The organism is Dapis purpurea BLCC-M126 (genome assembly GCF_050015975.1).
In the GTDB taxonomy this organism is placed as follows: Bacteria; Cyanobacteriota; Cyanobacteriia; order Cyanobacteriales; family Microcoleaceae; genus Trichodesmium.
On the sequence record NZ_JBNHER010000062.1, the window covers coordinates 1 to 9,234 of the forward strand.

The following is a 9,234-nucleotide window of genomic DNA, read 5'->3' on the forward strand; positions in this document are numbered from 1 at the left end:
TTTTTCCCCTATCCAAGGGGAGGCTTTAAACCACAATTATTTAATTAACAATTAACAATTAATAATTCGGTAAAAAAAAGAACTAAGAGTTAAGTGGTTTTTGGGCTTGACTTTTAGTTCTTTTAGTATTAAATAGAATTGATACTAATCCTAAATGATTTGTGAAAAAAATTGTAGGGGTTTGGTCTCCCAACCTAATATAAAATGGGATTTGGAAACCAAAAATCTAGGATAAAATATTACAACTTATTTAGGATTTGTATATGCCATATATCATGTTTTATTAGATGGTTATATCAAATATACTGAGTTTATACTTGCAAGAGTATACTATCAGTATGGGCAAAAACTCCAAATTTTGTAGGGGGGTTTGGTATCCAAACCCCCCTACGAATTATAATAATACTAATAGATTTGATATTCCTTCTTCCTTCTTCCTTCTAACTAATATAAATTATGACAATTTACTCAGAATATAAGCAACGACGCGAAAAATTAATGGCAAAAATTGGCGATGGTACGGCTATTTTCAGAAGTGCGCCAATGGCTGTCATGCACAATGATGTAGAATATTCCTATCGTCAAGATAGCGACTTTTTTTATTTAACAGGTTTTAATGAACCGGAAGCAGTGGCAGTTATTGCTCCTCACCATGAAAAGCATAAATTTATTTTGTTTGTACAACCAAAAGACCAAGAAAAAGAAACTTGGACTGGTTATCGCGCTGGTGTGGAAGTTGCTAAGGAAAGGTACGGTGCGGACGCAGCTTTTCCTATTAATCAATTAAATCAAAAGTTGCCCGAATATTTGAAAAAGGCAGATAAAATTTATTATCGTTTAGGACCCGATCGCCACTTTAATGAAACAGTCCTTAAACATTGGCAAAATTTGATGCGAGTCTATCCAAAAAATGGTACTGGTCCGATCGCTATTCAAGATGCGGGGACAATTTTACATCCGATGCGTTTGATTAAAAGTAATGTGGAATTAGCACAAATGCAGAAAGCTGCTGATATTGCTGTTGATGCTCATAACCATGCTATGAGGTTTGCTAAAGAGGGGCATTTTGAATATCAAATTCAAGCGGAAATGGAGTATATATTTTCTCGTTATGGAGCTACTCCTGCTTATCCTTCTATTGTTGCTTCTGGTGGTAATTCTTGCATTCTTCATTACATAGAAAATAATCGACAAATGCGAGAAAATGATTTGTTATTAATTGATGCTGGAGCTGCTTACAATTATTATAATTCTGATATTACTAGGACTTTTCCCATTAGTGGTAAATTTACACCGGAACAAAAGGTTATTTATGAGTTAGTTTTAAGGGCGCAGTTAGCAGCAATTGAACAAGTAAAACCAGGAAATCCTTATAAACAAATTCACGATACGGCAGTGCGAGTTTTAGTGGAAGGATTGATAGATTTAAAAATGTTAAAAGGCAATATTGACGAAATAATTGAAAAGGAAAAATATAAGCCTTTTTATATGCACAGAACCGGACATTGGTTGGGTTTAGATGTGCATGATGTAGGTGTTTATCAGTGGGGAGAAGAACCGCAAAATTTACAACCAGGACAGGTATTAACTGTGGAACCTGGTATTTATATTGGTCCTAATATTAAACCAGTGACAGGTCAACCAGAAGTATATGACCGTTGGCGTGGAATTGGAGTGAGAATTGAGGATGATGTTTTGGTGACGGCGGAAGGATGTGAAGTATTAACTGCGGGGGTTCCTAAGTTAGTTGAGGAATTAGAAAAGTAAGTTTTAGGTAGTAGCTTGGGTTAAGTTCATTAATGGATAATCAATAATTGATAATTAGAGACTGTTTGTAAAAGGATAAATCTAGGCGTAGTGGACTGTTTCAGCTAAAACTGTGGATTAAATTTGTCATTGCGAACGAATGTGTTTGCGGAGCATTCCGTCAGGAAAGCAATCTCAGGTCAACTTCCTATTGCACCATTTAAGATGAAACAATCCAGTAGGGTGGGTTAGGCGACAATAACTATGAATTGTAGGCAAAATTTAACTTTTCGCACCCCACCCACCCAACATTAAGCACTCTGGCCGTCTTAATCTTTAGTTTACAAACACTCTCTTATATCATTAGGACTTACGCAGAAACCGGGTTTATGAACGAAATTTCGTGGTTTGAACAACAAGATCAGGGGAATAAACCCGGTTTCTTGGTTGCGCGTGCGTAAGTCCTGATCATGTTCGGATAATCAGTTATAATAAGCATTCTTCACTTCCTCTAATTTACTCTTTCTCTCCCGACTCCTGTACGGGCCATTAGCGAATCGCTCCTACGACTCCTAACTCCTCAATCAAGAACGGTTTTAACCAGAGGTAATTATCCATTATCAATTATCAATTAATGAAACATCTATACAAGCTGAATTATTTGCCTTCTAAAGAGTGCAGAGAATTAAAACATTATATAATTTTATACTCAAGCTTTTTTTTGATAAAACCTATATTCTGTACTTTAAAACGTAATATAAAAAAGTATAACTTAGGAGTCAGTAGGGAATAGTCGTTGCCAATAATCGAAATAAATTAAGTATAAATACTTAATATTTTCCTGATAATTTTACTTTTACTAAGGCCAATTAACAGGATTTTTTGAGTATAAATACTTAGGAAACTACTAGTTATTTTATACTACATTTTTATGCTACAAAATGATCCGCAGAATCTGGGATAATAAAATTATAATTCAGATGAAATGAATATTAAACGAGAAATTATCACAACAGAAACAGTCAATTTAACTAATTGTGATCGGGAACAAATTCACATTCCGGGTTCGATTCAACCTCATGGGGTTTTACTAGTTTTGCAGGAGCCAGAGCTTAAGATTATTCAAGTTAGTAGTAATACAGAAACATGGCTAAATATTAATCCAGAAAATCTGCTCCAGCAAAATATCAGTTCTCTTTTATCTGATCATCAAATCGATTCTCTACGGAATAGTTTGGTAGGAGATTTTGAATATCTCAACCCATTACAATTAGAGTTAAAATGTGGAGATAAAACTAGACTATTTAACAGTATAGTTCATCGTAATGATGGGGTTGTAATTCTGGAGTTAGAACCTTGTAAAACTGAATTATATCAAGATTTTTTCCGTTTTTTCCAACTGACTCGCAACAATATTACTGTAATTCAAGAATCTGCTAACCTACAAGAACTTTGTTCAATTATAGTTAAAAAAATCTCCAAATTAACTGGTTTTGACCGAGTAATGATTTATAAGTTTCATCCCGATAATTCTGGTGAAGTTATTGCCGAAGAAATACAGGAATATTTGGACTCTTATTTAGGCTTACATTATCCTGCGACTGACATTCCTCAACCAGCACGAAGTTTATATAGCAAAAACTATCTGCGGATTATTCCAGATATTAATTATCAACCTGCAGAATTATTTCCTAAAAATAATCCAGTTACTAACAAACCCCTAGATTTAAGTTTTTCTGTATTACGAAGTGTTTCACCAATTCATATAGAATATCTCCAAAATATGGGTGTTATGGGTTCAATGTCAATTTCTCTTGTGAAAGAAGGAAAATTATGGGGGTTAATTGCTTGTCATCACAAATCAATTAAGTATATTCCCTACGATAAACGAGTGGTTTGTGAATTTTTAGGTCAAATAATGTCGATTCAGATTCCAATTATGGAACAAAATGATAGTTTAAATTATAAAGCTGTCCTTACGTCTGTTCAATCGGAGGTGATAAAGATTATTTATGAGTCAGAAGATTTATTAACTGTTTTCAGAAATATCGGCAGTAAATTACTAACAATAGTGGGGGCGACGGGAGCTGTAATTTCTCTAGAAGGAGGGTATCACAAAATAGGAAAAACTCCAAGTAATTCAGAAATTACAGCTCTACTAAATTGGGTCATAAACCATCTCTATACTGGCATATATTCAACTGATTGTTTGCCTATAATTTACCCACCAGCTAAAGAATTTAAAGAGATTGGTAGTGGATTATTAGTGTTAGAAATTGCTAAGGTACAAAAAAATTATGTTTTGTGGTTTCGACCAGAAGTAAGTCAAACAGTTAATTGGGCTGGAAATCCAGCAAAGAAGATTGAAATTGAATCTGATGGTACAATGAAACTTACTCCTCGGAAATCTTTTAAAGAATGGCAAGAAATAGTTCAATTTCATTCCTTACCTTGGCAACGTTATGAAACAGAAGGAATTCAGGAGTTTAAGCTCGCAATTGTGGGAATTATGATGCGCAGAATTTCTGAATTAGCAAATATAAATCTAGAAAAAAGTAATAACGAGTTAGATTCTTTTACTTATATTGCTTCTCACGATTTAAAAGAACCATTGCGGGGTATTCATAATTATTCTACATTTTTGATAGAAGATTATGGGGAAATTCTTAACGAAGATGGTCGAGCAAAATTAGATACTTTGGTACGTTTAACTCAACGGATGGAGGATTTAATTAATGCTTTGTTATTTTTCTCCCGTTTAGGTCGTCAAGAACTCCATAAATCTGCTATTGATCTGAATAAATTAATTGAAAATGTGGTAGAAGTTATTAGAATAAGTAAACCAGACGCATCTATTGAAATTAGAAAGATGGATAATTTGCCAGTGATTTATGGAGACAAAATCCTGATGGAAGAAGTATTTAGCAATTTAATTAATAATGGAGTGAAGTATAATAAAAAAGAGGATAAAATTGTAGAAATAGGTTATGAAAAAACTGAAGAATCTGCTAGTATCATATATGTCAAAGATAATGGTATAGGTATTCGAGAAAAGCATCTAGAGACAATTTTTAAAATTTTTAAACGATTACATGGTAAAGATAAATTTGGGGGTGGGACAGGAGTAGGTTTAACAATAGTCAAAAAAATTATTGAACGTCATAGTGGTCAAATTTGGCTAGAATCTAAATATGGAGAAGGAACAACTTTTTATCTAAAATTATGGAATCTAGAGTGAATATGTAGGGTTTTCCAAGCTAATGAGGTACAGTTGTTTTTCTTCTTTATCTATACCTACAGAAGGAGAATTACTACTCCCTAATACCATTTCTCAAAAATCTTGCTACATCTCCTTGGGAGTAGGGAGTAGGGAGTAGGGAGTAGGGTTAAAAGACATAAGATATTTTGATTTAATGCCGATAATCTTTACAAACATTACTGAAGAAGTATTATTACTTAGGGCTTGCGCTCAAAAGTCTTTTTGCCAAGGCAGGGAGTAGGGAGTAGGGAGTAGTGAAAACTCAAGAGGAATCAGGAGTTGTAAAAGACTTACAAAGGAAAAATTCTCTTTTAACTTGGGTGCCTCTACCAAACCCAAGATACTCACTTTTTTAGCCTGATCAGGCTAAAATCTGGTACTTTTTCACCACTTAAAAAGCCTAAAACTTTTATTGGTCAATGTTTTGATATTTAATCAGCAAACCCTACTTAATAACTGAAGTCCATCGGAAGTATAGCATTATGTTTGGGAATTAGTATAAAACTAAGAAACTTTGTCCCTCAGGCTTTTTGGTAATTGCTATAGTAATGATCAGGAATGGATAAAAATTCCATAATTATTACCAAAAAATTAGGTCAAAAGCCTCCCCATTTAAGGGGATGAAAAAGCGAGCAAAACGCAATATCCAATCGACCAAGAGAATATTCAATTTAATATTTCAAGCCTCCGACTTTAGTGGTCGGTATTAATAACTGATAACTGATAACCGAAATTACCCCTGTTCCCTTAAAATGGATAGAAAAGAAAAAATCATCATCAGACAAAGAGTCAATTCAAATATTGACTATAACGAACAAATTCATATTCCTAACTTCATTCAAGATCATGGAGTATTATTGGTTTTGCAAGAGCCAGAGTTGGATATTATTCAAGTTAGTAGTAACACAGAAGAATGGCTAAATATTCGTCCAGAAAATATACTCGGACAGAACATTGAATGTCTCTTAGACTCTGATCAAATAGATAATATTCGCCAGAATTTGGAGGGGGATTTTGAATATATAAACCCACTACAATTATCTATTAAATGTGGAAATGAAGTAAGATTATTTAATGGTATTATTCATCGTAATGATGGGGTTGTAATTTTAGAAATTGAACTTTCTGAAGATGAATCAGGTCTAGACTTTTCCCAGTTTTATCAACTGACTTTTCCCATAATTAATAAAATTCAGAAATCTGGCAATTTACATGAACTTTGTGAGATTGTAGTTAAAGAAATCCGCAAAATTACTGAATTTGACAGGGTGATGATTTACAAATTTCATCCTGATGACTCTGGAGAAGTAATTGCTGAAGATAAACGAGAAGATCAAGAAGCATATTTAGGTTTACATTATCCTGCTTATGATGTTCCCCAAGTAGCAAGAGCTGTTTTCTCTGTTAAGTTTATACGAACTATTCCAAATATTAACTGTCGATCTGTGGAATTAATACCTAGATGTAATCCCTTAACTAACCAACCCCTAGATTTAAGTTTTTCTGTATTGCGAGGTGTTTCTTCCTGTCATGTAGAATATCTTGAAAATATGGGTGTTATGGGTTCGATGGCAATTTCTCTTGTGAAAGAAGGAAAATTATGGGGATTAATTGCTTGTCATCATAAGTCGGTTAAATATATTCCCTATGATAAACGAGTGGCTTGTGAATTTTTAGGTCAAATAATGTCGATTCATATTCCAATTAGAGAACAAAATGATAATTTAGATTCTAAAGTTGCTCTCAAGTCGCTTCAATCTGAGGTGATAAAGACTATTTCTGAGTCAGAAGATTTATTAACTGTTTTCAGAAATATTGGTAGTAAATTATTAACAATAGTGGGAGCAACGGGGTCTGTAGTTTCTCTGGAAGGAGAATATCACAAAATAGGAAAAACACCAAGCAATGTAGAAATTACAGCACTACTAAATTGGGTAAAAAATCAGATAGATACTGACATATATTCAACTAATTCTTTGCCCATAATTTACCCGCCAGCTAATGAATTTAAAGAGATTGCTAGTGGATTATTAGTGCTAGAAATTACTAAGGTACAAGAAATTTATGTTTTGTGGTTTCGACCAGAAGTAAGTCAAACAGTTAATTGGGCTGGAAATCCAGAATATCCGATTGAGATGGAATCTGATGGTACAATGAAACTTTGTCCTCGGAGATCTTTTGCAGAATGGCAAGAAATAGTTAAATTTCATTCCTTACCTTGGCAACCTCATGAAATAGAAGGAGTCCAGGAATTTAAAAGCGCAATTGTGGGAATTGTAATGCGCAGAATTTCTGATTTAGCAGAAATCAATCTGGAACTAGAAAAAAGTAATAATGAGTTAGATTCCTTTACTTATATTACTTCCCACGATCTAAAAGAACCATTGCGAGGTATTCATAATTATTCGACATTTTTGATGGAAGATTATGGGGAAATTCTTAACGAAGATGGTCGAGAAAAATTAGAGACTTTGGTGCGTTTAACTCAACGGATGGAGAATTTAATTAATGCTTTGTCATTTTTCTCCCGTTTAGGTCGTCAAGAACTCCATAAGTCTGCGATTAATCTGAATGAATTAATTGAAAATGTGGTAGAAGTTATTAGAATAAGTAAACCAGAGGCATCTATTGAAATTAGAAAGATGGAGAATTTGCCAGTGATTTATGGAGACAAAATCCTGATGGAAGAAGTATTTAGCAATTTAATTAATAATGGAGTGAAGTATAATAAAAAAGAGGATAAAATTGTAGAAATAGGTTATGAAAAAACTGAAGAATCTGCTAGTATCATATATGTCAAAGATAATGGTATAGGTATTCGAGAAAAGCATCTAGAGACAATTTTTAAAATTTTTAAACGATTACATGGTAAAGATAAATTTGGGGGTGGGACAGGAGTAGGTTTAACAATAGTCAAAAAAATTATTGAACGTCATAGTGGTCAAATTTGGCTAGAATCTAAATATGGAGAAGGAACAACTTTTTATCTAAAATTATGGAATCAAGAATAAATATATTCATTAATGGATAATTACCTCAAGGAAAACCTGACTTGATTAAATCTGAGCAAATATTATAGCAATCCTATCTGTTTTAAGAAAAAGTAATTAGGGTTTGCGCTCAAAAGTCTTATGGGTGAGGGTAGGAGTCAGGAGACAGGAGACAGGAGGAATGGGAGCTATAGAGGAAGTAGTCGGAAGAATGGTCTGTTAATTTTTCTGTCCTAGTGAGCCTTTAATGCTAACTTTTTGAACCTTTTAGACCTAAAAGCTTGGACTTTTTCAAGACCATTAAAGGCTAAAATCTTTATCTGTCAATGTTTTTAGATTTAATCAGCAAGCCCTAATTATTAATTATTGAACTCTGTGCCCTAATGCCAAGAGATTTTTTTCAAAACTAAAGTATTATTGCCATAAATGAATCAAATACAAAATAATTCTCAAAAAAACTTATCTTTGCTAGTAGTTGAAGATAATGAGGAAGATTATGTTGCATTGACCAGAATAATGAGGAAGCTAGATTTTAGCTATCCTATATACCACTGTATGGACGGAGATGAAGCACTAGACTTTCTGTTTAATCAAGGGGAATATTCTAATCCTGAAATAGCTCCTCGTCCTACAATAATTTTAATAGATTTAAACCTGCCGGGAACTGATGGGCGAGAAGTAATTCAAATTATCAAAAAGAATCAACAACTTAAAAAAATTCCTGTAGTTGTTTTTTCAACTTCATCAAATCCACAAGATATTCACATTTGTTATCAACAAGGAGTGAATAGTTATATGCAAAAACCAGTTAATATTAAAGATTTAAGCAGAAATATAGAAAGTTTTTTATCCTATTGGTTTAAAGCAGTTATTCTGCCTAATAATTGATTTGTATAGCAATTATATAAGTAGAGTTTGCTGAATAAGTCTTATTGATTCGGGTAGGAGCCAGGAGATAGAAATAAAGAGGAATTACAGAAGATGTAGTCGGATATTTTGTCCTTGAATTTTTCTACTCTTGTCTGCTAAAAATGTTAACATTTTTAGCTATGGTTCGCAAAAAGCTTGTACTTTTTTTGCATATACAAATATTGGAGTCTTTATATGTAATATCATGTCTGGTTGAACAGTGATAATTAAAGCTCGTAGTAGGGCTTTAGCCCTAAGATAGGTATTTATCGGGCTAATACCATTTTGAAAAAAGAATGTTACGAATAATAAGGACGATAAAAAGATTTT

5 protein-coding genes are annotated in these 9,234 nt (G+C 33.2%); 4 read left to right on the plus strand and 1 reads right to left on the minus strand.

Annotation, left to right across the window (positions count from 1 at the left end; all coding sequences use genetic code 11):
* Nucleotides 1-456 precede the first annotated feature (456 nt).
* The 4 genes from ACP6PL_RS05860 (at nt 457) to ACP6PL_RS05875 (ending at nt 8,883) form a co-directional block, all read left to right on the plus strand.
* Nucleotides 457-1,767 (plus strand): aminopeptidase P N-terminal domain-containing protein, encoded by a 1,311-nt coding sequence (locus ACP6PL_RS05860; RefSeq protein WP_426543505.1) that lies wholly within the window; start codon nt 457-459, stop codon nt 1,765-1,767.
* Between the two features lie 964 nt (nt 1,768-2,731).
* Entirely contained in the window at nt 2,732-4,984 is a 2,253-nt protein-coding gene (locus ACP6PL_RS05865) for an ATP-binding protein (RefSeq protein ID WP_426543507.1), read from the plus strand.
* A 773-nt stretch (nt 4,985-5,757) separates the two neighbouring features.
* Entirely contained in the window at nt 5,758-8,016 is a 2,259-nt protein-coding gene (locus ACP6PL_RS05870) for an ATP-binding protein (protein WP_426543509.1), read from the plus strand.
* Nucleotides 8,017-8,421: 405 nt separating this feature from the next.
* Nucleotides 8,422-8,883, plus strand: coding sequence for a response regulator (locus ACP6PL_RS05875; protein WP_426543511.1), 462 nt, complete (start codon nt 8,422-8,424; stop codon nt 8,881-8,883).
* Nucleotides 8,884-9,042: 159 nt separating this feature from the next.
* Here the strand turns inward: ACP6PL_RS05875 and ACP6PL_RS05880 are convergent.
* Nucleotides 9,043-9,234: hypothetical protein (locus ACP6PL_RS05880; RefSeq protein WP_426543513.1), on the minus strand; the 192-nt coding region annotated here is incomplete at its 5' end.

What these genes read in the sequence shown, in the direction of transcription:
- ACP6PL_RS05865 (WP_426543507.1), top strand. Translation starts at nt 2,732, where the DNA reads ATGAATATTAAACGAGAAATTATCACAACAGAAACAGTCAATTTAACT.
- ACP6PL_RS05875 (WP_426543511.1), top strand. Translation starts at nt 8,422, where the DNA reads ATGAATCAAATACAAAATAATTCTCAAAAAAACTTATCTTTGCTAGTA.
- ACP6PL_RS05860 (WP_426543505.1), top strand. Translation starts at nt 457, where the DNA reads ATGACAATTTACTCAGAATATAAGCAACGACGCGAAAAATTAATGGCA.
- ACP6PL_RS05870 (WP_426543509.1), top strand. Translation starts at nt 5,758, where the DNA reads ATGGATAGAAAAGAAAAAATCATCATCAGACAAAGAGTCAATTCAAAT.